The following is a 23,436-nucleotide window of genomic DNA, read 5'->3' as shown; positions in this document are numbered from 1 at the left end:
GCCTACAGCGCCGCGTACTCCGCGGGCACGGTATCGCGCGTGTACAGGGTGAGAAGCGCATCGGCGTTGTGCCCGGTGGCGAAGTTGAACACCGCTCCGGGCAGAACGGTGATATCCATGGCTCCCACCCTGTGGATGAAGCGTATGGCCGCCTGATTGTACAGCGGCGTGACGCCGTAACAGCGGTCCAGAAGGTGCCGCCCCTCCTCATCGCGGGCATGGAGCACCGAAGAGAGCGCATAGCGCCCGAAGGCCTGGGTCACGCTCATGCCGCCCGCCGTGCGCCGTGCGCCCTGGGGCAGGGTGGCGAAATGGCATTTTGCCGTTGCGCCCTCCTGATCGGTAAGCCAGAACAGCCCGCACGCCTCGCCGCGGAAAAGGATGATCCACGGATGCACGTTTTCCGAACGCGCCCAGGCGGCAAAGGCGCGCTCATTCATGGGCGGCACGTTGTAAAAGGTGGCCGTGTCGCGGCCCGACTCCTTCAGCCTGCGCCAGAAGAGCATGAATTCCCTGTCCGAAAGGTCGCTTCTGTACATGCGGGAAAACTCGCCCATATCACCCCCCGAGGCCGAAAAGGTCGAGCATGGAACCTGCGCGAAGCGGGGTAAAGCCCATCTTCAGGCCGGACATATCGGCGCTCATGCCCGCCCCGGAAGTTCCGGCCCCGTTCCCCGCCATGGTCGGCAGGGGAAGGTCCGTCACGCCCTCCGCCATGCGGGAGGCTGCATCCACGTTGCTCCCCTGCAGCATGGCCGCCGTGTCCGCAGCCTGCGTGCCTGCGGGAAAGGCCAGCTCACGCCCTGCGCCCGGCATGACGGAGGCGTTGAACACGCCTTCGCTCCCGCCTGCGCCGCTGCCGAAAAGGCCGAGCAGCCCGCCGAGCTTTGCCGCGTCCAGCCCCGCATCCTCACGGGGAAAGGAAACGCTCCCTCCCCGGGGTATGCCCCCCGCCGCCCCCTGCGAAACCGCCACGCGCATGGCGGGGGCGGACGTGTTGGGAGAAACCTGCCTCACATACAGTCCTGCCATGATATCCTCCTGTGTTCTGCACATGCCGTTGCCCGGAAGGCCGGGCTTCGCCGGAGAAAAGCGCCTGCTTCATGCGCCTTGCGCAACACGCCTTCCTGCCGGAAGGTTCATTCCTGCGGCATTTCCGGCCCAGAGCGGCCGGGGCCCTTTTCCCGCAAGCCGTGCAGGCGAAGAGCGCGCCGCCCCATGCGGCCTCATGCTCCGCTCTCCGCATCGCCGCCTTCGCTTCCTGTGCCGATGAGCGCCCAGCCGAAGGCGCATTCGCCCGGCGCGGCGGCAAAACGGAAGGTCATGCTCTCGCGCGTCATCTCGGAAAGCCACCACACGGCCCGGGCCGCCGCCTCGTCCAGCGGAACAAGCAGCGCGAGCCGCCCGGCCCGGCAACGTCCGTCCCTGATGGTAAGGGAAGTTTCTCCTGCGGCACAGACGGCGCGGCCCGTATTGGCCGTGTCGCCCCTGAGCGCCGCGTTCACCCCCACGGCAAGGGCCAGCATCTGCGCCGGGGTGGACGCAGGCACCTGCGGAACGAAATTGGCCATATTCCCTCCTTGAAAGGCTTTTCTTCTCCATGGCACGCCGGCGCGGCGCGGCACAGCGGCAGTACCGCGGAAGGGAGGAACAAAAGAAGTACCGGCGGGGAAAGAAAACAAGAGCGGGAGGGGAAAAGGGGGAGACCTCGGGAGAGGGGCGGCAGGAAGAGGGGAGTATCGTCAGGAATATGGATTCTGAAGCTTCTGGAGCGGAGCGCCGCGGGAGGAGACATGGGCGGCACGGAAAAGGGAGAACGGCGGGGGCCCGGCGTGCGGCCCCCTGCCCCGGCGCGGCGGAAAAAATGCCGGGCACGAAAAAAGGGCGACGCGCCCTTCACGCATCGCCCTGCCCAGGCTTGTTCCGCGGCGGGCCGCCTTTTTCTCTTATACACATCTAGATGCGTGTCAGAGGCAGGCCCTGGAGAAACCGGGTCTTTTTGTCCCGCTGACCCTCTGCCCCCGTTACTAGAATCATGTTTTAAACTCTGCACACTACGGGCCCAGGCTTGTTCCGCGGCGGGCCGCCTCCTGCGGGGACGCGCCCGCCCTCCCGGAGCATCCCCCGCGGCCTGCGCATTCGAGCCGCGCCTCAGTCAAAAAGGCCCAGTATCCCTCCAGCACCGTATCCGCCACCGGGCTTGCGACAAGCGCCCTGCCCACGCCGCGCATCACGGGGGTGAGCGCCATCTTTGCCATGCCCGCTCCGGTCAGCATCAGGGGTATGTCCGCAACAGCTCCCTGCGACACGGAGGCTATGTTCCGTTCCATGTCCGTTTCCGCCTCGGGAAGGCCCATGACATCGGCCCAGGCCTTTCCCGGGTTCGTCAGGCCGACATCACGGCCGAGCATATTCCCGAAGACGTCGACGGGCCGGTTCAGAAGCGTATCCGTCAGAGAACCGAAACCTTCCAGCACATTGCGTACCCCAAGGCCCAGCCCGCGCCCGGCCTCTCCGGCCAGCGCCACGCCGCCGGAAATGTCGGGGATGGGCTCGCCGTTCTCATCCACCGCCCATGAACGGTCGTCTGCAAAAGACGATGAAGGCTCCCGGCCCTGCGCCGCACCGGGAGAAAAAGCCATGGCTCCGCCGCCCAACCCCACAACGCTCCGTCGGTTCCTCTTGACTCCTTGTAAAAGTACACCTAACGTCATTTCTACACTCGGTTGCGGCGCGACAACAGAAATTGGCAGCGGCTGTATACCAGGCATGGACTTCGTTCCTTGAAGATTCCTGGAGATGAAGGGTTTGCCGCCTTCCACGCCGTAACCGAGTTTTTTCATTCGTTCATTTGAAGGATTGAAGACTGTTTTAAGAATAATATTATGATGCTTATCCAAAAAAAATGGTGAAAATATGGGGTCAACGTCATACGGCACAAGTGTACCGTATAGAGCCTGATGCCTTTCCTTTGCGGGTTGCTTCCAGTTTTTTTACCAGAGTTCCCTGTTTTGCATCTAAAAGTTCTGTGAGAGCATCGAGGGTTCTTTCCGCACTCCACCCTTGTTTTTCGGCCCTTGAATAGGCAGGATGCGTCAAAGCATAAACAGAATTTTTTGCCTCTGGATACTGTTTCTGAACTTGGGCAAATATCTCATCCTCAAATGTTCCTGCCGGAATCTTCATCTGTTTTCCTTGGATACCGCCTTTAAAAACTTGGCAGGAAAATCCGGTAATACCGCACCTTCCGCCTCTTCCGGCCTCACGGCTTCCACTCCGGCAAGAAGTCCCAACAGTCCCCCGATTTTTCTCACATCCATATATCGCTCCCTGTTTTTCCTCGTATTTTCCGCGAGCTCTGCGGCCCCTCGCCCGAAAGAAAGAAACGTCGGTGGAAGTCGCCCTCCCGGCATCCCCTCCTTTCTTCTTCCCCGCGCTTTTGCCTCCTCCGCCCTCCCGGGGCATCCCGCGCGGCCTGCGCGCTCTTCCCCGCGCGCCCGCTCTGTGCGCCCGGGCCTGCCGCCCCCTGAGGCAGAAGGCAACCTGTTTCTCCCGCCCGCACCTTCCCTCCCCACCGCCAGGCGGCCCCTCCCCGCCTTCCCCACGGCCCCATGCCTCCCCACGCCGCGTTCACGGCGTCCTCACATCCCTCCTTCCTGCTCGACGAGCGCTTCCACGCCCACGGCATGGCTCCAGTTCTCCCCGGCGGGAATCCGCACCCGCGCGGCCAGGTACACGGTGGAAAGGTGCTGGTAGCACACCCCGTCACGCTGCTGCCTTGCGTATGCGCCGAATCTGCGCGCATCCATCTCCCTCGTACGATACACGGGCAGGGCCTCGGCCGCGCCGCTGTCCACCAGAGGGCGCAGGCCGTGCACCATCATTCTGTCCCCGCCGTGTTCCGCCGTGTCGATGACGGCCTCCATCGTCGGGCCGTTGAAGCCCGCAAGTTCATGCGCTGCGGTAAAGCACGACACCACGCTGAGTTCCCCGCTCTTGAACACGGCAAGGTCGAGTGAGGAAAAGGGAAGCGCGTCCAGCGTGCCGAAGGCGTCCAGATCTTCCAGCGTCATGCCGCCGCGCGAATAGTCCTGAAACAGCATTTCGGTATCCGTCTCGCCGCAGGACCAGCGGTCGAGCATGTAGTTGTACACAAGCAGCCTGTCGTGTACGCCGGGCGGCGCGTCCGGCGTGGCGAAGCTCCACAGGGCGATGTGATGTCTGTTGTCGTGCACGCCGCGCACGTCGCCCATCCTTTCCGGCGAAAGGGTGTTGAAGAACCATTCGTCCACCCGCTCCACGCCTATGGCCTTCACGCTCACGCCGTCGGTCATGCGCCAGCCGTCTTCCGAAAGGAACACGCACGCGCCGCCGCATACCACGGGAGAATACGGAGCCGCACAGCCGTGTTCCCTGTCCACGGTGTCGAACTGGAAGATGTAGGGCGTGCCCACATAGGTGGCCCGCTGTATGGCCCGCTCCAGAAAGACAAGCCCGTCCACGCCGCCTACGCCGCCCACCACGGCCTGCACCTGCCCGCCTACGGGAAACACCTGAATGTCGGACTGGATGTACTGCGCATCGTTGCTGCCCGGTTCCGGCCACTCGTCCGGCCTGTCCAGCCCCGACCAGCGTATGGCGTTTCTCCTCTCCGAAAGCCGCCCCAGCACCAGAAAGTCGCGTATCACGCCGAGAACCTCGCCCTCAGGCGCGCCTTCCACGGCCGCGAAATCCTGCGCCGTCCCCGCAACCGTGCTTTTCAGCAGCGTGGAGCCGAAGAGCGCGTACACCGCATCGCCGTATTCGGCAAAGGCTCGCACAGGAATCGCCGTTTCCCCCGCGTATTTCCGCACCCAGGAAGCGCCTTCCAGCGTATAAAGCCCCTCCTGCGTGGCCGCGAAGGCAATGTTCGTGCCGTACAGGTCGCGCCGCGCATACGCCGCCTTCACCTGCGAAGGCAGAGCATCGAACTTCAGTTCCGCCACGGAAGACATGGGCCGGTACCCCCGCGCGGAGGGAATGACGTTCCGCGCCTCCGGGGCCTGCGTGCCGTTCAGAAGCGCGGCGTCCGGTTCCCACGGCCCGAAATCGAGCCTTGTTTTCGTCATTGCCACTGTACCACCTCCACCCATGCCGCATCGCCGGGCCGGGGAATCTCCCTCCACGGCGCAGAGGGCGCGCCCTGCGCCTGCGTCCAGCTTCCATCCTCATGCTGCGCCGGCGTCCAGCCCCATCCCTTGTATTCCGCCAAAAACGCCGCTCCCGCCGCGCCCGTACCCGGGCCGGGTTCGATGCAGCGCACACGAAGAAAAACGATGCTCTGCCCCGTATCCGCCGAAAGGCCGGAAAGAGGCGTCGTCCGCACCCGGACAAAGGAAAAAGCCTCCCCGCCCGCACCCTGCCCCGAGCCCGCAAGGGGCCGCACACGCAAAAGCGCAAACGTCTGCCCGCTTTCCGCTTCTCCTGCGCCGTAAAAAGGCCGCACGCGCAGAAGGGGAAGAAGCCCGCCTGCAAGCGCGGCATCCTCACGCACATCCTCGCGGATACGCAGGGCAAAAAACGCCCCGCCCGAGACGACGTCGCCCCCGGCAGGAAACACACAGCGCACGCGAAGGGATTCCTCCGCCTGACCGGAACGCGCCGAAAGGCCGGAAAGAGACGCCGTGCGTACCCGAAGAGAGGAAAGAAGCGCTCCGCTCTCCCCTCCGGCCGACGCCGTGAAGAAAAACACCCGCAGAAGCGCAAGCGCCTGCCCGCTCTGCGCCGCGCCTGCGCCGGCAAAGGGACGCCTGCGCAGAAACGACGCCGTCGCCCCGCTTTTCGCCGCATCCGTGCGGACGCCCGTACGGACGCGCAGGGCGGAAAACGACTGTCCGCTTTTGCCCGAACCGGGAAGCGCGATGACCTTCTTCCGTACCGGGGCAAGCGACTGCCCGCTTTTGCAGGGTTCCGAAAGCGTGAGGGCGTATTCGCCCGCCGTGGTCCATACGGAACTGTCCAGCGACCACGGCAGCTCATCCAGCGTTCCCCAGGTATCGAGCCGCTCCAGCGTCTGCGGCGGAGCCTTTGTCGCCTTGAAGGAACCCGCCATGGCCTAGTCCATGGTCAGCGTGAGGCCGTTTGCGTTGATGCGGTAGATATCTCCCTTGAGCAGCTCCTTGGGATCGGTGATGCTCCCGTACCACACAAGGTTTCCGCTTGTGGCCGCGTCGAACAGCCCCCAGGCCACCGCCGTGCCCCAGGAGGCCGTGGCCGTGGGAAACTCTATGGCTGCGCTGTTCTTCATGCTGCCGTTTGAAGGATTGCCGAAGGTCACCTGCCTGCGCGCATACGCGCCGCCCGACACTTCCGTGCCGCCCCCCGTTTCCCCGGGAGTCGCGGTAAAAAGCGCAAGGTAATAGGGCCCTTCGTTCTTGAACAGGGTCAGCAGCTTGTCTTCTCCGTGATTGGTCAGGCTCATGCTATATCCTCCTTGCCGGGCGCATGGTGATGTTGGCCGTGAACCGCGCCCGCTGTTCACAGGACTCCGCCTTCTGCCTTGCGGCGGAATAGTACTGCGTCCACATCTCAAGGGGCGCGCTCCCCCGCGTGAACGGCCCGCTTTCCACCAGCGCGCCGTAAAGGTACAGATCGGGAAACATGAGAAGCACCGCATTGTCCGGCTGCTTCTCGCCGAGCGGCTCTATTTCCGCATAATAGGTGAGGTAAAGCCTGCCCGGCCCGTCCGGCGCAGGCAGAAGAAACAGGTCGCGCCCGATGATGGTGTATTCGCGCACTCTGCCCGCCTCCCGCCTCTGCCCGTAGGTGTCCGGCGGAAGGTAGCGCAGATTCTCCGTGCGGCCGCCTTCGTCCATGAAGGTAAGGTCGCGCATTTCCAGAAACACGTCCCAGTTGCCCGCCTGCCTGCGCCACGGCAGAGGAACCGCGCTCTGCATGGCCTGCACCTCCGCTTCCGCCCGCCGCTCCATGAGCCGGAGCCGGAGCTCCCGGTTCATGCGCCGCTCCGCAAGGGCGATGAAGGTGGGTATTCTGTCCGTCATGTCGTCGCGGCCGAGGTAGTCGGCCACGGCTTCGCAAAGCCCCGTGTAGCTGGTAAGATCGGCCATATCAGTCCCCTCCAAAGAAACTTCCGAGCAGCCCGCCCAGGGCCATGTCCCGCCCGGGCGTGGCAAAAAGCTCCCTGCCGACGCCGCGAGTCACAGGCGAGGCGGCCATCTTCGCCATGGCCCCGCCGCCCAGGATCATGGGAACGGCTTCCGCAGCACCTCCTTCCAGAAACGCCATTCTCTTTTCCAGATCCGTTTCAGGAACAGGAAGCCCCATCGCGTCGGCAAGCTCTTTGCCGGGGTTGCCAAGCCCAATATCGTATCCGAAAAGCCGCCCCACGGCGTTGACGGGCTGATTCAAAAACGTATCTGAAACATCGCCCAGGCCTTCCAGCACGTTGCGCGTGCCGAGGCCAAGGCCGCGCGTTATCTCATCCTGCCACGAAGAAGCACCGCCTGCATTCTTCTGAGCAGCCTGCGCTTCGCCGGGATAAAGTAGCGCAGCACCTGTCCCGGTAAGAAGGGCAGCTCCATTGACAAGTGGATCCTGAAAGTTTATTTTTTTATCAGATTCGACAGCAGAAAGCTGACGCTGCGTAAACGAGCCGTCTTCGGCGGCATAGTTAGATGGGACATTGCGCCTCCCCGAATCTGAACTCCCCAACTTGTTGGGGAGTTTTTCTGTTTTGGGGTCATACACAGTCCATATGCCCGCCCTGCCTCCGTCTTCAGGCTCAAGAATACCCAGATAGGTTGTGTTCCCATGCGGTACAACAATACCTGTCGGGTGTCCTTCTTTTGTCGTAACAAACCTTCGTCTGGTGCTTGTGGTAATGCTGTTCAGCATATCGCCAACTTCATCAGGCGTTTTTTTATGTTTTTGTTTCGGCTTGTCGATCCGTGAGTTCTTGACATGCGCGACATCTTCGGCGGTCATGACATGTTCAGGTTTCGTATATTCAGGATTTCTTTTCTGCAGCTCACCAAGATCATCTTCTGAAAAGCGGCCAAGAAGACCACCTCTTATGTTGCCTGTCCTTATCTGCTCTACAATATCGGCTACGCCTTTCCCATTCCATGGGCGCGCCGCTTCCGCCTCATCCGGCGTTACGGCTGTCGCTCCGGTCATAAGTCCCAGAATCCCGCCAAGCTTCTTCACGTCCATCCTCATACTCTCTCCAGCGTCGTGCGGAAGGCGCGGTTGTCCGGGTCGTTCAGAAATTTCCGCATGGCCTCCGGGTCGTTCAGAATGTCCAGCCCCTGCGCGGCCGCGATATCCGCCACCGCCACGGGGATGGAGGCCACGCGCCGGAAGGTGGGCGCTTTCTGAAAGCCGCATTTCTGCGCGTTCTGCGCTTCTTTGTTCTGCCTTATGATGTCCGTCACGTCCTGAAGGCGGGAAAGAACGCCCTCCTCCGTCACATAATCCCACACGCCGCCCGCACCGCCCAGGCACGCGCCGCGCACCCCCTGCGAAAGTTCAAGCATCACTTCACCTCTTTTTTCCCCGAGTCTAGCAGGGCAAGGGCCCGCGGCACAGGAAGGGCGTCTCCGGGCGTCTTTGCCGCATCCCTTCCGGCCGCAGACCACGCTGCACGACGAAGCCCCCAGCCCGCGCGGCAACTGCCGCAGGAGCCGGCCGGGATAAAAACACATGCTCTCTTCCCTGTCCCTGCGGCCGAGGCAGTCGCGGCCCGCGTTTTCGCCCCCCCCTCCGGCAAGGGAACCTTCCTCAAGGCTCCGTTTACAAAGGTATATGGCGAGGGAACGCCCCTCCGCCCGGAGCGTCTTCCTTTTTCGGGCCCGCCGACGACGGGAACAGCCCTCGAAAAACTCCGGCGAAAACAAAAACGCCGGGCAGAACGCCCGGCGCACATGCTCCGCAGAAAAAACGCCCGCAGGGACGTTTGCTTTCTTCGCCTCTCCCGCCGCATCCGCCGGGCCGCCTGCGCTTTCCCCGGGAAAAACACGTCCCGCCTGCACAGCGCATCCCCTTGGAAAACACGTCCATATCGGAAAGACGAAAGTCACGAAAAACAACCATGAGAAAGGCCGTCAGCCGGAAGGCCCCGCCGCCAAAGAGCATCGAAACGGCTTCCGCAGCCCCGCCTTCCAGAAACGCCATTCTCTTTTCCAGATCCGTTTCAGGAACAGGAAGGCCGAAAAAGTCCGATATCGTCTTCCCCGGATCGGAAAGGCCCGGCGTCGCCCCGCCGCCCAGGCCTTCCAGCACATTGCGCGTGCCGAGGCCGAGGCCGCGCGTTATCTCATCCATGACGTTCCGCCACGGTGCACCGTCACCGGATTCACCCTTCTGCGCCGCCTGCGCCTCGCCCGGGGCAAGGGCGGCGGTTCCTGCTCCTCCCATAGCCCATGGGAACGCCTTATAAATATTCGGATCGTCAGGATTGAATGTGCCGCGATTCTGGACGGACTTGATCTGGTTCGGCTCTTTTACCATCCAATAACCTTTATCAGGCACATGGACGTAGTCCAGATCCTGAACCGGCAGGCCAGCACGCCGTGCCGCGCGTTTTTCCGGCAACCCATACGTTCCTTTCAGATAGACATCCATCTGATGAGGGCCATACGGCGCAGGCTTTTCGGCAAAATAAAAGCCCTCACCATAAGCGCCCAGACTGTTTATCTTGTCTGTGGAAAAAGTATCAAAAACGGCGTCTGTATTGTGGTGAACGACAAGAGGTCGGCCTTCACCATCAACGACTTTGGAAGAGCGCTTGACATCGTCAAGCTTTTGCCCCAAAATCAATCGTGAGGCTTGGGGTGCGCTGCCGTTGGCAGTCTTGAACGCATCTTCGAGCCTCTTTTTATTTTCCACCTCATGCAGATAAAGTCCCTGCCTGTCTTTACCTGTTTTTACAACAACTTCCCCGGCATAATCCGTATCGCCGATACGCACGGGCGCGGATATCACCGACGTGTCGTACCCTCTCCCTTTCCAGTTGCTTTGCCGGTCAAACACCGTTCCTTTTCTGATGATATCCGGCACCGCAGCGAACGCGGCCGACTTTTCCCTACCTATACCGTGCCCCATCGAATCTTTGACGCCTTCAAGGTCAAGGATCACGTCTCCAAGCTCCGGGCTTCGCACCGCCCCTCGGAACATCTCGTCATACCATGCCGGAACTTTTTCCGTCAGCGGCACTCCATCCTTCTGAAATTCTTTTCCGGTCAACGTCACTACCGGTCTCCCGGATACGGCTTCATGATAGGCTTTTGCAGCAGGCCAGTTTCCAAACCAGGCCTTGAAAAACGGGCTTTCCGTGCCCATATCGCGGTACAGCTCCCCGGCCGCTTCAACTATCTCAGGATTATCCGCCCATCCTTTGGGTAAATCATTGTAGTCGAGGCTGTCGGCAAACTTTCCGAGCAGTCCCATGAACTTCTGGGGTATCTTCGCCATCACACACTCTCCAGCGTCGTGCGGAAGGCACGGTTGTCCGGGTCGTTCAGAAATTTCCGCATGGCCTCCGGGTCGTTCAGAATATCAAGCCCCTGCGCGGCCGCGATATCCACCACCGCCACGGGGATGGAGGCCACGCGCCGGAAGGTGGGCGCTTTCTGAAAGCCGCATTTCTGCGCGTTCTGCGCTTCTTTGTTCTGCCTTATGATTTCCGTCACATCCTGAAGGCGGGAAAGAACGCCCTCCTCCGTCACATAATCCCACACGCCGCCCGCACCGCCCAGGCACGCGCCGCGCACCCCCTGCGAAAGTTCAAGCATCACTTCACCTCTTTTTTCCCCGAGTCTAGCAGGGCAAGGGCCCGCGGCACAGGAAGGGCGTCTCCGGGCGTCTTTGCCGCATCCCTTCCGGCCGCAGACCACGCTGCACGACGAAGCCCTCAGCCCGCGCGGCACCTGCCGCAGGAGCCGGCCGGGATAAAAACACATGCTCTCTTCCCTGTCCCTGCGGCCGAGGCAGTCGCGGCCCGCGTTTTCGCCGCCCCCCTCCGGCAAGGGAACCTTCCTCAAGGCTCCGTTTACAAAGGTACATGGCGAGGGAACGCCCCTCCGCCCGGAGCGTCTTCCCTTTTCGGGCCCGCCGACGACGGGAACAGCCCTCAAAAAACTCCGGCGAAAACAAAAACGCCGGGCAGAACGCCCGGCGCACATGCTCCGCAGAAAAAACGCCCGCCGGGCCGCCTGCGCTTTCCCCGGGAAAAACACGTCCCGCCTGCACAGCGCATCCCCTTGGAAAACACGTCCATATCGGAAAGACGAAAATCACGAAAACAATCATGAGAAAGGCCGTCAGCCGGAAGGCACCGCCGCCAAAGAGCATCGGAACGGCTTCCGCAGCCCCGCCTTCCAGAAACGCCATTCTCTTTTCCAGATCCGTTTCAGGAACAGGAAGGCCGAAAAAGTCCGATATCGTCTTTCCCGGATCGGAAAGGCCCGGCGTCGCCCCGCGGCCCAGGCCCTCAAGCACGTTGCGCGTGCCGAGACCGAGGCCGCGCGTTATCTCATCCATGACGTTCCGCCACGGTGCACCGTCACCGGATTCACCCTTCTGCGCCGCCTGCGCCTCGCCCGGGGCAAGCGCCGCAGCCCCGGCCCCGCCCGCAAAAAGCGGCGGCAGGCCCTTGCGGAGCGCGTCCATTGCGGGTATATTGGAGTCATCAGAAACGCCGTCAGCAGAGAACGCTCGCTGCGTGGCCCCTCCCTCAGGGGAGTGTGAGGTATCAGGATGGAAGGCGGAACCATCCGGCGTTTCCCAGGCACGGCTCTTCATGTTGAGGAGCCGTTTGTTACTTAATGGGTTCACCTGATGCAGATAGGTAAACTCTTCAGAAGGTCGTAAAGCACCTCTTCCCCCTGTGCTACTCCCTAAAACGCCAACACTTTCAGCATAGGGTTTATTGGCACGCACATAAAATCTGTTCTGTCCTGTAGTCAGAGACTCTACCAGATCTTCTATTTCTTCATTGGACATATGCCCATGTCGGACATTCCAGTAATGCTGGATATCATTTCTATCAGCAGCTAACTTGCGAGTATGGAACGCTCCATTATCTTCCCTTGCTGCCTTGAACATGTCTTTCGGCAATCGTTCCTGAAACTCGAACACCGGCTCCGTCATCGGCAGGGCCCCCTTTGACGCCTTATCGAGAAGATTCAGCAGGAGCCGACCATCTTTGGAATAGACCGCCGCTTCCGCCTCGTCCGGCGTTACGGCTGCCGCTCCGGTCATAAGTCCCAGAATCCCGCCAGGCTTCTTCACATCCATCCTTACACACTCTCCGGCCTCGCGCGGAAGGCGCGGTTGTCCGGGTCATTCAGGAATTTCCGCATGGCCTCCGGGGCGTTCAGAATATCAAGCCCCTGCGCGGCCGCGATATCCGCCACCGCCACGGGGATGGAGGCCACGCGCCGGAAGGTGGACGCTTTCTGAAAACCGCATTTCTGCGCGTTCTGCGCTTCTTTGTTCTGCCTTATGATTTCCGTCACATCCTGAAGAGGGAGCTTTTGCGCGACACGATGCCGGAACTTGACGAAGCCCCCGTTCTGCCGCACAATTCTCGCTGAGGCCCGGGGTGCGCTTCCTTCAGTGGGAGTCTTGAACGCATCTTCGGGCTTCTTTTTTTGCCCGGACAACGTGCCCGGAACGGCTCTGCCCGGCCCCATGAGGGCCTTCCCACGACTTTTCCTGAGCCCCGCCCCCTGCCGGGCAGAAGAGCGACGTTCTTTTTAGCCCCTGCCCGCACGGCAACAGATGTCACGGCTCTCCGGGAGGCGTTACGGTGCCGCTCCGATCGGCCCCCAAAAGCCCGACAGGCCTCTTCACGTCCAGCAGCACACGCTCTCCGGCGTCGTGCGGAAGGCACGCTGTCCACACGTCCAGCATCTCCGGCCCTGCGCGGCGGCAAAGTTCCCCGCCCTGCGTTTTCTCTGCCGAAGGAGACGCTTCGGAAGAAGCGGCATCCCTCACGCCCCGCACGGAAAAAAACGGCCTTACAGTCCGGCTGCCGCTTCCGCAAAAAGTTCGCGGAAGCAGCGCAGGGCCGGACCTTCTTCGCGGTTTCGGTGATGCACGCAGAGAATATCCGCCCCCTTCTCCGCCATGGGCACGGCAATTTCCACAAGCGAGCCCTGCGCAATATCCCGCTCCACGGTAAAACGCGGCAGAAACGAAACGCCCATGCCTTCCGCCACGCAGCGCCGTATGGATTCGATGTTCCAGATTTCCACGGTGCTCGACAGCCGTATGTCCCGCACGCGCAGGTATGCTTCCATCCGTTCCCGGAACACGCTGCGCGGTTCGTTGATGATGAAGGCCACGTCTTTTTCCTGATGGAACGAGGTAAAGTCCCTGAGACTGTCCGGCATGGAAGGAGCGGCCACCAGCGCCCCTTCCGCCCGGCCCAGTCTTTCCAGAGAAAGGCTGCTCGTATGCCCGCCCACATCGTAGTACAGCCCCATGTCGTACTCGCCGGAAAGCACGCCGTTGCGTATGTCGTGGCAGTTGGCGCAATGCAGTTCCAGCCGCACACGGGGCGCCTTCTGCGTGAAACGGCCCAGCATACGGGGTATCAGGCAGGAAAGCAGCGATTCCGCCACGCCTATGCGCGCCTGCCCCGCAGGTTCCACGCCTTCGCCGCCGTACTGCAATATGTTCCGCATCCCCGAAAGCACGGCCTCCAGATGCGGCAGAATATCCTTCCCTGCACGGCTGAGCACCATGCGCCTGCCCACACGCTCGAAAAGCCGCAGGGAAAGCTCGTTTTCCAGCCGCCGCACCTGAAAGGTCACGGTGGACTGCGAACAGTGAAGGCGCTGCGCGGCCTTCTGATAGCTTCCCTCGGCAAGAATGGCCTGCACCACGCTGAGACTCCGTATATCCATGCGCCGTCTCCTTATTCCCCAACATCCGGGACGCCCGGTATCCGGCACCATCCAGTCCGCCCGGACGCAACATGCTCCGTCATGCTCCGACAGGACCGATGCCTGTTCCGCCGGGGAAAGGCGGAAATCCCCGTGCCCCGCAGAACGTTCTTCCCGCAGGGAACATCCCCACAGAACCCGCATTTCCCGAATGCCCGGCAAGGCCGCCTTCATGTTCCGCCCCCGGATGCGGCAGGAAGATCCTCAATGCCGCACGGATGCGCCGCCCTCACGGCCTGCCCGGAACCTTTCCGCACCGTCCCCTGTCGGCGGACACGGTTCTCCCCGGGACTTCCGGGAATCTGTTCTCCGGCGCCTGTTGCGCTCCCTGAATGCGGCCCCGGCAGGCCTTCCACCGCGTCCCGCAAAAAACAGAAGCCGCCGACACGGCCCTTTTCCGGGAACCTGTCGAATCACGCACGCCTCTGTACCGGAGGCGCTTCCGCACAAACGCGCTCCCCTGTTGCCGTCTGCGTCAGCCTTTTCATCGATAACATAAAACTTCATTATCTATATTATTCGCTTTTCCGATATCAGTTTTTACCCTATGGTCGGAACTGCGGCAAGACCCGTCCGTGTTCCGGCGGCCCCGCCTGTGGAAAAGCAGCGAAGGGAATTTCCGGCAGCACGAAAAAACGTCCGTCGGCACGGGTCTTTCCACGCTTTACGCCTGTCTTCGTGCTCCCCGTCTTCAAGGAGAAGTGTCATGTCCCTGCTGCCCGCATTCCTGGCCTTTACCTTCATCACCGCCTTCACCCCCGGCCCCAACAACATTCTTGCCCTGAGCACGGGCGTGCGGCGCGGCTTCCGGGGGGCCCTGCCGGTCGTTTTCGGCATCTGTGCCGGATTCTTGAGCGTGATGTTCCTGTGCGGCCTGCTGGTTTTCTCGCTCTCTTCCCTCTCGGCAACCTTCATGACGGCCATGAAGTACGCCGGGTGCCTCTATATTCTGTGGCTGGCATGGCATATCGCCGTCTCCAAGGACGACGGAACAGAAAACGCCAGACCCGGGGCAGACTTCATGACCGGCTTCATCCTGCAGTTCGTCAATGTTAAAATCATGATTTACGGCATGACCGCCTATTCGGGCTTCATCTTCCCCTGGAATCACTCCTTGGTATCTCTGCTGGTCGGCATGGGCGTGCTCACCTTCATCGGGGCCGCGGGCGTCGTCGCCTGGGCGCTTGCCGGAGCCGTGCTGCAGCGCTTCTTCCGCGACCATGCAACCCTCATGAACGCCGTCATGGCCCTTCTGCTCCTTGCCTGCCTCATTCCCATGCTGGGCTGAACGCCCCCCTGCACACGCCGGAACCCCGAAGGACAGGCGCCGGGTACTGAACCCGCACGACCCGGGCCATCCGCAACGCAGAACCATGCCGTCCCTATCCTGTGAGAAGGCCCCGGCATGAAGCAGAAAAGAGGAGCCCTCATTTCTCCCCGGGCTCAAAGTCGCCCAGTCCCGACGCGGCAAAGGAAACAGCCTCCGCTCTGTGCGCCTTTCTCTGTTCGCCGGGGTCTGTGCCCTGGGCGAAAAGCTCCCGGTCCTGGTCTCCGGCCTGCCGGGCAAGCTTCAGGGAAACATCCGGGTACACGCCGAGGGCAAGGGTTTTCTGCTTTCCGGCAAAGCGACAGGAGAACCGCCAGTATTTCCCGCCTTGCAGGTTCAGCCCGCCGCCGTCGGCTTCCTTGCCAACCTTCTCCCCTTTCCGGGCGCGACCGTACAGCGCTTTTACCTTGGAATCTGTCAACGGCATGGAAACTTCCTGTTGGTATCTCGACTTTTCATCCCCGGCAGACGGGAACAGATACCAACAAAAGTACCAACAAAAAATGGCGTCGTCCATGTACTACCGCGATTCACGCCAGTTCATGACAGACGAACAAAAAAGAAAAAAGAAAGTCCCCGCAGACGTTTACAGACTACGGGGAACTTTTATGGATTTTTTTCTGGCGGAGGGAGAGGGATTTGCCCCCCGGAGGGCCTCAACGGTTTTCAAGCCCGCCGCAATCAGCCGCTCTGCCATCCTTCCTAAAAATGTGTTTCGTGGTGCTCCGTCCCGTCTGCGCAGGACACGCTGTACGGGCGCGGAACCTGCACGACTCGGGCCTTGCCTGCGGCGGAAATGAATTCCGCCTGCGCGGCCCTCGCGGCCCGGCCGCCTGATGGCTGGCCGGGGGCCCCCGCGCGTTGAACGACCTCTCCGTTGCCATCCCGGAGCATGTCGTCCCGTCTGCGCAGGACACGCTGTGCGGGCGCGGAACCTGCACGACCCGGGCCTTGCGGCCCCGGAATCAGGTTCCTGCGCCGTGCCTCTCAGGCAAGAGGCGCACGACAGCGGCAGACAGCATACGGCCAAAGAAACGGAGCTGTCAAGGTGCGCCGCGCTACAGGTAGGCGGGCATATGGAACGTGCCGTCCTTCTCGGGAGAAAGTTCGGCGTAGCTTTCGGAAGTACCGGCCACAATGGGCATACGCTGCCCCTTGAGCTTGTTGTACTCGGCCGCAAGTTCGCGCATTCTGGCAAATTCCGGCATGTTCACCACGCCGTGTTCCAGAGCCGTGCCCACGCAGGAAACAAGCAGCATACCCGCGGACCCGCTCTTCACCTCCAGACGGATGCCGGAAATGACGTTGGCGCCCATTTCCAGAGCCTGCATCTTGGCCACGTTGATGGCGCGCTGTTCGGCCATGCGTATTTTCTTGAGATATTCCTCGGATTCGCCGCCGAAGAAGTCGGAAAGCACGTTGGAAATACCCGTGAACGCCCCCACGCCGATGACCGCGTAGCCGGAAACCACGCCCTTCACGCCGCTCGTCCAGGTTTCGGGGTGCGGGGTGGTGAATACCTCTATCTCCTTGAGGATCTGTTCCTGATACTGACCGAGTTCCGCCTTGAGGTCGCCCAGGCGTTCTTCGCGCGCAAGGGAAAGTTCCTTTACCTTGTCCATGGCGCAGGACATGCACATATCATGCGCGTCAATATCAAACCGGGCAAAATCGGCGATGCTCTCCGCGCACAGGTGACGGATGCCGCCCCGTTTGCTGAATTTCCTGCCGCAGATACGGCAATCCAGTGCATTCTGCATAGTGTTACCCGCCTTTACGTTTGTCCCGCAGCCTCCGGGCGACGCTTCGGGAACGTGCAAAAGAAAAAACAGAACAGGCGAAAGAAAAGTATAAGTGCGGAACGGCACTTAGGCAAGAGCCGCGCTCCGGCCCCTCCCGGAGGGCAGCTTCGGCCCTTTTGACAAATGAAAAAAATAACATAGCTTTTTTTTCCCGGCGCAAAACCGGCCTTCCGGCGCGTTTTTTTTCTTCGCGTTCAGGAAAGCTTCATATATTCTCCACGGTTATGCAGGGAAAAGTTTCTCCCGCCCCATAACGGGGGCCCCCGGGGCATGTACAGGGAGTGAAACGAAAGGCGTTTTCACCGTTGCAAGACGCCTCTTTTTAAACTAATATAACAAAGTTCACTGGAACCGCCGCAATAATGGCATGGAATTTCAGGTGGTTCCGACATGCCTCCCTTCCGGCCCGGCCGGAGGATGCGCACTGTCTTTTTTATCACCTCAACCAGCACGAGGCATCGGGATGGAGGAGAGGAACAACACAACCACACCGGCGAATGCGGCGAAGAAATGCTGCTGCGGCTGGGGCGCGTTTGTCGTGGGGCTGGTCGTGGCCCTTATTCTGGGATGGTGGGTTCTGCCCAACCTTATGAAGGAAACCAAAAGGCAGCCCATCGCCTTCAGCCACGTCGAACATGTACAGAATCAGGGCATGACCTGTGAGCAGTGCCATTTTGTACGCGCCGACGGCACATTCAGCGGAACGCCCACCACCGCCCAGTGCGCCGAATGTCATTCGACGATTCTGGGGTCCGACCCCGAGGAAGCGCGTTTCGTCCGCGAGTACGTCCAGACCGGCCGGGAGATCAAGTCCGAATGGCTGATCTACCAGAAGCAGCCCGACAACGTGTTCTTCAGCCACGCTCTGCACTTCGGTCCTCTGGCCGAACTGAAGGGGCCGAAGGAAATCGCCGGGTTCTGCTCGCGCTGCCACCTGAACGTGGCCGAAACGGACGTTCCCCCCGTTTACCGGGAAAACAGGCTTTCGGGCTATTCCGAAAACACCATGCTGATGTGGGGGTGCGAACGCTGCCATGCCGAACATATGGCCATGGGCAACACCAACGCCAGCAACGCCTGCTTCACCTGCCACAAGTAAGGCAAAAGCGAGGAAATCATGGACAGACGAGGATTTCTTAAATTTGCCGCCGGCGGGACCGTGGGCCTCGTGGCGTCTCCCATCATCTGGAACACTCTTTACGACGCCGTGTACTGGACGCAGAACTGGGGCTGGCTTCCGCGCCTGAAGAAGGGCGCGAGCGAGTACCTGCCCACGGCGAGCAAGCTCTGCCCTTCCGGCACGGGCTTTCTGGTCCGCACCGTGGCGGGCACGCCCGTGCGTACCATCGGCGATAAGAACAACCCCGTGACCCACGGGGCCATCACGGCGCTGGCCGCCGCCGAAGCCGAGCTTCGCGTCAGCCCCGCGCGCCTCAGAACCCCGCTGCGCCGCTCCGCCGACGGCGCGTACATCGCCGTCACCTGGGCCGAGGCCGAACGCCTCATCAAGGAAAAGATGCAGGGCGCGGGTTCCTCCGTGGCCGCCGTTTCCGGCGACCCGACCTCCAGCATCAACGAAGTGCTCTCCTCGATTCTGAATCAGAAGGGTTCTTCCGACTTCTACTTCATGCCCGGCGATGAACAGCCCGCCGCTCTGGCCTGGGAGGCCATGGGCGGTCAGGGACGCCTCGGCTACGACATGGAAGGCAGCGACTGCATCCTTGCCGTGGGCGCTCCCGTGCTGGAAAGCTGGGGCGTGGTGGCCGCCAACCGCAGCCTGTTCAACCGCACGCACCCCGTGGCCGGAGAAGCCACGCAGAAATTCCTGTATGCGGGCGCGGTGCAGAACAACACCGCTGCGGGCGCGGATCTGTGGCTGCCCATGAAGAGCGGCACCGACATGGCGCTCATGCTGGGCCTTGCCCACCTGCTCATCAAGGCGGGCAAAAAGGGCTTTGCCGCCGGGCTTTCCAACTTCGCGGCCTTTGCCGAAGCCTACACGCCCGAAAAGGTTGCCTCCATCACCGGCGTGCCCGTGGCTCGCCTTGAGGAAGCGGCCAGGATGCTCGCCGCCGCCAAACGCCCGCTGGTCATCGCGGGTTCCGCTCTCGGTTCCGGCGGCGCCGCAGGCCCCGTCATGGCGGCCGTTGCCCTGAACATGCTGCTCGGCAGCGTGAACAGACAGGGCGGCATGGTGGACATGCCCTTCCCCGTTTCCGTGGTGGACAACGCCACCGAATACCGCGCCACCCTCAAGAAGAGCTTCGTGGACTACACGCAGGCCGTGGCCTCCGGCAAGACCAAGGCTCCCGCCGTGCTGCTCGTGTATGCGGCGAACCCCGTCTACGCCCTGCCCTCCGACGCAGGCGTGAAGGAAACGCTGTCCAAGGCCGGCTTCACCGTGGCCGTGGCGAGCTTCATGAGCGAAACCTGCGCGCAGTGCGACCTGGTGCTGCCCGCCGCCCTGGGCATGGAAGCCTTCGACGACGTGCAGACGCCCTACGGTTCCGGCCGCGTGACCTATGCGCTGGCGCGCCCCGTGGCCAAGCCCTTCGAGAACGCGCGCGGCGCGGGTGAATTCTTCATCGCCCTTGCGCAGGAACTGGGCCTGGAACTCGGCGTGAAGGACATGCCCGAACTTCTTTACAAACATGCCTATGCTCTGGGCGCCCCCTTCCGTTCCATGCTGGAGGAAGGCAAGGTGCATGTGGCCGGCTTCGAGCTGCCCGCCTCCCCGCTGTTCTACAACTGGGAAGCCATCCGCAAGGCGGCCTCGGCCCCCGGCGCGGAAGGCGATCTTCAGGTCGCCCCGGTGGTGGTGCTCGCCATGGGCACGCCGCAGACGGCCATTCCGCCCTTTGCCACCAAGGTGGTCACCGACTACCAGCTCAAGGGCAAATACAGCGTGGCGCAGATGAACGGCGCAACGGCTGCGAAGCTGAAGGTAAAAGCCGGCGACCTTGTCAGGCTGGTTGCCGGAAACAATGTGGAAATCACCGTGGTTGCCGCCATTTTTGAAGGCATCCTGCCCGACACCGTCTCGCTTGCGGCCGGACTCGGCCATACGGCGTTCGACGAGTTCAGCAAGGGCAAGGGCGCGAATGTTCTGGCGCTGACCAGCGTTTGCAGAGAACCCGGCACCGGTCTGCCGGTCTGGGGCCTTGCGGGCGTAAAGGCCGCAAGAGCATAGGGGGGTTCTGATGTCTTCTGAAGTCAAGGAATTCAAGATAAAGTGGGGCATGGTCATCGACATCGACAAATGCACGGGCTGCGGCGCGTGCATGGTGGCCTGCCAGGCGGAAAACAACGTCGCCCCTGCGGTGGACGGCAGCAACAAGCTGCGTTCGCTCAACTGGCTCACGGTGTTCCGTCTCTCCAACCGCAAGCCCTTCCCCGATCATGAAGTGGCCTATCTGCCCCGGCCCTGCATGCAGTGCGGCAAGCCCTCCTGCGTGTCGGTGTGCCCCGTGGTGGCCACGGACAAGCGCGAGGAAGGCGGCATCGTCAGCCAGATTCCGCCCCGCTGCATCGGCTGCCGGTACTGCATGGCCTCGTGTCCTTACCATGCCCGTTACTTCAACTGGTACGACCCGAAGTGGCCCGGCGATCTGGCCCAGGCCCTCACGCCCGACGTGTCCGTGCGTATGCGCGGCGTGGTGGAAAAGTGCTCCTTCTGCCATCACCGTTTCATGAAGGCGCAGGAAGCGGCCGTGGCCGCCGGACGCGACCCCATGGATCTGCCCGACGGCGCGTACATCACCGCCTGCACGGAAGCCTGCCCCAACGGGGCCATCACCTTCGGCGACCTGAACAACCCGGCCCACAAGGTGCATGAGCTCATCAAGAGCCCCTACGCCTTCCGTCTGCTGGAACGCCTGGGCACCGACCCGCAGGTGTACTACATCAGCAGGCGCGAATGGGTGCGCCGCGAAGGCGACAACTATCTCGAACACGAAAAGACCGGCGAAGCCAGCAAGCAGGGGTAGGTTATGGATTACAGCAAACCTGTTGACGCGGAGCTCTTCCCGGAAGGGTGCGAGCGCTGCTCTCTGACCAAATTCACGGGATGGATGGCCATCCTCGGCGTGGTCTTCCTCTGGGGGCTTTACGCCGCCGTGCGCATCCTGGGCTTCGGCCTGGGGGAAACCGGCATGGACGACTACTTCGGCTTCGGCCTCTGGATCACCTTCGACCTTGCCGTCATCGCCCTGGGCGCCGGCGCGTTCTTCACGGGCGCGCTCCGCTACATCCTCAACATCGACGAGCTCAAGAACATCGTGAACCTCGCCGCGGTGATAGGCTTTCTGTGCTACACCGGCGCCATGATGATTCTGGTGCTGGATATCGGTCAGCCCATCCGCTGCTGGTTCGGCTACTGGTACCCCAACGTGCACTCCATGCTCACGGAAGTTATCTTCTGCATCACCTGCTACTGCATCGTGCTCATTCTTGAGTTCGTGCCGCTGGTGCTGGAAAACCGTCAGCTCATGAAGAAGCCCTTCATCCATGCGCTGGCCCACAACTTCCATGTGTACATGCCCATCTTCGCGGGCATAGGCGCGTTCCTTTCCACCTTCCACCAGGGCTCCCTGGGCGGCATGTACGGCGTGCTCTTCGGCCGCCCCTACCTGTTCCGCGAGGGCTTCTTCATCTGGCCCTGGACGTTCTTCCTCTTCGTGCTTTCCGCCGTGGCCTCCGGCCCCATGTTCACCGTGCTCGTGTGCACGCTCATGGAAAAGATGTCCGGCCGCAAGCTGGTGAGCTGGGAAGTGAAGCAGCTCATGGGCAAGGTGGGCGGCACCATGCTCATCGTGTATACCGTGTTCAAGTGCCTGGACAGCTGGTACTGGGCCACCGACCTTCTGGCCACGCAGGGCCTGACCTTCGATGAGATGTTCCACGGCTGGATTTACGGCAAGTGGCTGTTCTGGCTGGAACATGCGCTCATCATCATTCCCATGGTCGTGCTGCTCATCAAGCCTCTGCGCGAAAAGCCGTGGATCTTCTACCTGATGCTGTTCGCCACCTGCACGAGCATCACCATCAACCGCTATGTGCTCACCGTGCAGGGCCTGGCTCAGCCCGTCATGCCCTTCGACGCATGGTATGCCTACGCGCCCAACTGGGCGGAATGGGCGAGCTGCTTCCTGGTGTTCGCCTACGCGGCCATGGTGCTGTCCCTGGCGTACCGCTATACGCCCATGTTCCCGCAGGAAGCGGAACTGAATAAGAAGTAAGGGGTTCTCCCCTTCTCAGGCGGCCTTCTGCAGAAGGCCGCCTTTTTTGTTTAACCGTACGGGAAACGAAAGTCCGGCCCATGATGCCGCGCTTCGTCTTCGCTCCTGTCCAGAAGGTCGCGGGGCGGAGGAAAAGCGGAGGGAGGAACGGCACGGGAACCGCCGGAACCGGCAGAACGCATCCCCTGCGATTTCCCGCACGCCCCTTTTATGGGTGGGAAACGCCCTGCCGCGCGCTCCGACACGCCGCAGCATACGGCAAGACATGCGGGCCAGCCTGCAACATGACGGCAAGGGGCCCCGCTGCGGAACAAAGGCTTTGTGTCGCGCTTTCTCCGCAAGGCCCTGCGGCAAGTTCCGCAGCACATCCATGGCTCTGCCCCCCCCTGTCCCAAATCTTCCGCCCCAAAACGCAGGCCCGAAAGAGGCCTGTGCAGACGGGCCAAAACGCCCTTCCCGGCCCCCGGGCCGTCTCTCTCCGGGGAAGAGCGTCGGCCATGCACGCCGGATTCCGGGGCAAAAGGCCGACAAAGCCCTTTCCCGAGACGCAGCGATGCCCTTTCCCCGGACAACCTGCCGAAACCTCCATGACGAAGCACCCGGAAGGGGCCGGAACGGGGCATAGATTTCTTGCCCCGGGTTGTGCACAGGCCGAAGCCCGCCCCCCCCGGAGGGAGAGACGCGGGCATACGCCGGAACGGATGTTCTCCCGGAAAAGGCCGTGCGTATTGTGCGGAAAAATCCCCCTCCTGCCGGACGACGGGGAAAACTCCGCCCCGCAGGCGTTCCGCCAGAAAAAACACGGGCGGGGAGCTTCGGCCGCTATCCGTGCCGGAAAGGCGGTCGCACCGCAGGGATGCGCAGGCGCAGAGGCGAAAGCCCCGCCCCTTTCCTGCGGGCCTGAAAGCAACTCAGCCCGGCACGCGCAGAACACGGCAGGTCTCTGCGACGGGGCAGGCGACCGCCTGCGTCCTGCGGAAAAAAAGACCGAGGCATGGCGGGAAGTTTCCCCGAACTCTGCGGGAGTATGGCGTTTTGCCTGTTCCGGCAGGCTCCTCATGAGACGGAAATCCGCGCCTGAGGGAAGAATCCTGCCCTGCTTGTGCAGCGCGCCCAAGGCA

General features: G+C 62.0%; 24 protein-coding genes and 1 tRNA gene. 5 read left to right on the top strand and 20 right to left on the bottom strand.

Features of this window, described 5'->3' with window-relative positions:
* Positions 1 to 2: 2 nt before the first annotated feature.
* The 17 genes from CZ345_RS11885 to CZ345_RS11805 form a co-directional block, all read right to left on the bottom strand.
* A complete protein-coding gene (locus CZ345_RS11885) occupies positions 3 to 557 on the bottom strand; it encodes a hypothetical protein (protein WP_077073349.1) in 555 nt (184 codons plus the stop codon).
* Position 558: 1 nt separating this feature from the next.
* Positions 559 to 1,032 (bottom strand): hypothetical protein, encoded by a 474-nt coding sequence (locus CZ345_RS11880; RefSeq protein ID WP_077073348.1) that lies wholly within the window; start codon positions 1,030 to 1,032, stop codon positions 559 to 561.
* Positions 1,033 to 1,226: 194 nt separating this feature from the next.
* A complete protein-coding gene (locus CZ345_RS11875; protein ID WP_077073347.1) occupies positions 1,227 to 1,571 on the bottom strand; it encodes a hypothetical protein in 345 nt (114 codons plus the stop codon).
* A gap of 483 nt (positions 1,572 to 2,054) precedes the next feature.
* Complete coding sequence (locus tag CZ345_RS16710) at positions 2,055 to 2,642, bottom strand: hypothetical protein (protein ID WP_144277345.1); 588 nt, start codon at positions 2,640 to 2,642, stop codon at positions 2,055 to 2,057.
* A gap of 286 nt (positions 2,643 to 2,928) precedes the next feature.
* On the bottom strand, positions 2,929 to 3,186 hold the full coding sequence (locus CZ345_RS11865; RefSeq protein WP_077073345.1) for a hypothetical protein: 258 nt from the start codon (positions 3,184 to 3,186) through the stop codon (positions 2,929 to 2,931).
* Positions 3,183 to 3,320, bottom strand: coding sequence for a hypothetical protein (locus tag CZ345_RS16910; RefSeq protein WP_154674813.1), 138 nt, complete (start codon positions 3,318 to 3,320; stop codon positions 3,183 to 3,185). Before CZ345_RS16910 ends, CZ345_RS11865 begins: the two co-directional genes overlap by 4 nt.
* Positions 3,321 to 3,641: 321 nt before the next feature.
* Positions 3,642 to 5,114, bottom strand: a complete 1,473-nt coding sequence (locus tag CZ345_RS11855; RefSeq protein WP_144277344.1) for a hypothetical protein — start codon at positions 5,112 to 5,114, stop codon at positions 3,642 to 3,644.
* The gene (locus tag CZ345_RS11850; protein WP_077073342.1) at positions 5,105 to 6,091 is read right to left on the bottom strand and encodes a hypothetical protein; all 987 of its coding nucleotides are present in this window, start codon (positions 6,089 to 6,091) and stop codon (positions 5,105 to 5,107) included. The genes CZ345_RS11855 and CZ345_RS11850 overlap by 10 nt, the downstream gene beginning before the upstream one ends.
* Positions 6,092 to 6,094: 3 nt before the next feature.
* Positions 6,095 to 6,460 carry a phage tail fiber protein gene (locus CZ345_RS11845; protein ID WP_077073341.1) on the bottom strand — a complete coding sequence of 122 codons (366 nt, stop codon included), beginning with the start codon at positions 6,458 to 6,460 and terminating at the stop codon, positions 6,095 to 6,097.
* A gap of 1 nt (position 6,461) precedes the next feature.
* Positions 6,462 to 7,106 carry a phage adaptor protein gene (locus CZ345_RS11840; RefSeq protein ID WP_077073340.1) on the bottom strand — a complete coding sequence of 215 codons (645 nt, stop codon included), beginning with the start codon at positions 7,104 to 7,106 and terminating at the stop codon, positions 6,462 to 6,464.
* Between the two features lies 1 nt (position 7,107).
* On the bottom strand, positions 7,108 to 8,217 hold the full coding sequence (locus tag CZ345_RS11835; protein WP_077073339.1) for a hypothetical protein: 1,110 nt from the start codon (positions 8,215 to 8,217) through the stop codon (positions 7,108 to 7,110).
* On the bottom strand, positions 8,214 to 8,534 hold the full coding sequence (locus tag CZ345_RS11830) for a hypothetical protein (protein ID WP_077073338.1): 321 nt from the start codon (positions 8,532 to 8,534) through the stop codon (positions 8,214 to 8,216). Before CZ345_RS11830 ends, CZ345_RS11835 begins: the two co-directional genes overlap by 4 nt.
* A 256-nt stretch (positions 8,535 to 8,790) precedes the next feature.
* Complete coding sequence (locus CZ345_RS11825; RefSeq protein WP_077073337.1) at positions 8,791 to 10,470, bottom strand: LPD3 domain-containing protein; 1,680 nt, start codon at positions 10,468 to 10,470, stop codon at positions 8,791 to 8,793.
* Positions 10,470 to 10,790: a hypothetical protein gene (locus CZ345_RS11820; RefSeq protein ID WP_077073336.1), complete on the bottom strand. Its 321-nt coding sequence runs from the start codon at positions 10,788 to 10,790 to the stop codon at positions 10,470 to 10,472. Before CZ345_RS11820 ends, CZ345_RS11825 begins: the two co-directional genes overlap by 1 nt.
* Before the next feature lie 25 nt (positions 10,791 to 10,815).
* Entirely contained in the window at positions 10,816 to 12,294 is a 1,479-nt protein-coding gene (locus CZ345_RS11815; protein ID WP_077073335.1) for a hypothetical protein, read from the bottom strand.
* Between the two features lie 2 nt (positions 12,295 to 12,296).
* Positions 12,297 to 12,515: a hypothetical protein gene (locus tag CZ345_RS11810; RefSeq protein WP_144277343.1), complete on the bottom strand. Its 219-nt coding sequence runs from the start codon at positions 12,513 to 12,515 to the stop codon at positions 12,297 to 12,299.
* A gap of 504 nt (positions 12,516 to 13,019) precedes the next feature.
* Positions 13,020 to 13,910: a LysR family transcriptional regulator gene (locus CZ345_RS11805; RefSeq protein WP_077073333.1), complete on the bottom strand. Its 891-nt coding sequence runs from the start codon at positions 13,908 to 13,910 to the stop codon at positions 13,020 to 13,022.
* Between the two features lie 745 nt (positions 13,911 to 14,655).
* Between CZ345_RS11805 and CZ345_RS11800 the strand changes: the two genes are divergently transcribed.
* Complete coding sequence (locus tag CZ345_RS11800; RefSeq protein WP_077073332.1) at positions 14,656 to 15,237, top strand: LysE family transporter; 582 nt, start codon at positions 14,656 to 14,658, stop codon at positions 15,235 to 15,237.
* Positions 15,238 to 15,376: 139 nt separating this feature from the next.
* On the opposite strand, the gene CZ345_RS11795 is transcribed toward CZ345_RS11800, so the two are convergent.
* From CZ345_RS11795 to CZ345_RS11785, 3 genes are all read right to left on the bottom strand, one after another.
* Complete coding sequence (locus CZ345_RS11795) at positions 15,377 to 15,703, bottom strand: Arm DNA-binding domain-containing protein (RefSeq protein ID WP_077073331.1); 327 nt, start codon at positions 15,701 to 15,703, stop codon at positions 15,377 to 15,379.
* Between the two features lie 194 nt (positions 15,704 to 15,897).
* Positions 15,898 to 15,979 (bottom strand) — tRNA-Ser (locus tag CZ345_RS11790).
* Between the two features lie 355 nt (positions 15,980 to 16,334).
* Positions 16,335 to 17,036, bottom strand: a complete 702-nt coding sequence (locus tag CZ345_RS11785; protein ID WP_077073330.1) for a heavy metal-binding domain-containing protein — start codon at positions 17,034 to 17,036, stop codon at positions 16,335 to 16,337.
* A gap of 505 nt (positions 17,037 to 17,541) precedes the next feature.
* On the opposite strand from CZ345_RS11785, the gene qrcA reads away from it, so the two are divergent.
* The 4 genes from qrcA to qrcD are packed head-to-tail and all read left to right on the top strand — an operon-like array spanning position 17,542 to position 22,315.
* Positions 17,542 to 18,177: a menaquinone reductase multiheme cytochrome c subunit QrcA gene (gene qrcA / locus CZ345_RS11780; RefSeq protein WP_077073329.1), complete on the top strand. Its 636-nt coding sequence runs from the start codon at positions 17,542 to 17,544 to the stop codon at positions 18,175 to 18,177.
* An 18-nt stretch (positions 18,178 to 18,195) separates the two neighbouring features.
* A complete protein-coding gene (gene qrcB / locus CZ345_RS11775; protein WP_077073328.1) occupies positions 18,196 to 20,268 on the top strand; it encodes a menaquinone reductase molybdopterin-binding-like subunit QrcB in 2,073 nt (690 codons plus the stop codon).
* Between the two features lie 10 nt (positions 20,269 to 20,278).
* On the top strand, positions 20,279 to 21,064 hold the full coding sequence (qrcC, locus tag CZ345_RS11770; RefSeq protein WP_077073327.1) for a menaquinone reductase iron-sulfur cluster-binding subunit QrcC: 786 nt from the start codon (positions 20,279 to 20,281) through the stop codon (positions 21,062 to 21,064).
* A 3-nt stretch (positions 21,065 to 21,067) separates the two neighbouring features.
* The gene (gene qrcD, locus CZ345_RS11765) at positions 21,068 to 22,315 is read left to right on the top strand and encodes a menaquinone reductase integral membrane subunit QrcD (RefSeq protein WP_077073326.1); all 1,248 of its coding nucleotides are present in this window, start codon (positions 21,068 to 21,070) and stop codon (positions 22,313 to 22,315) included.
* Positions 22,316 to 23,436 lie beyond the last annotated feature (1,121 nt).

The organism is Mailhella massiliensis (assembly GCF_900155525.1).
Classification (GTDB): Bacteria; Desulfobacterota; Desulfovibrionia; order Desulfovibrionales; family Desulfovibrionaceae; genus Mailhella; species Mailhella massiliensis.
This window is presented reverse-complemented; position numbering and strand designations above follow the sequence as displayed.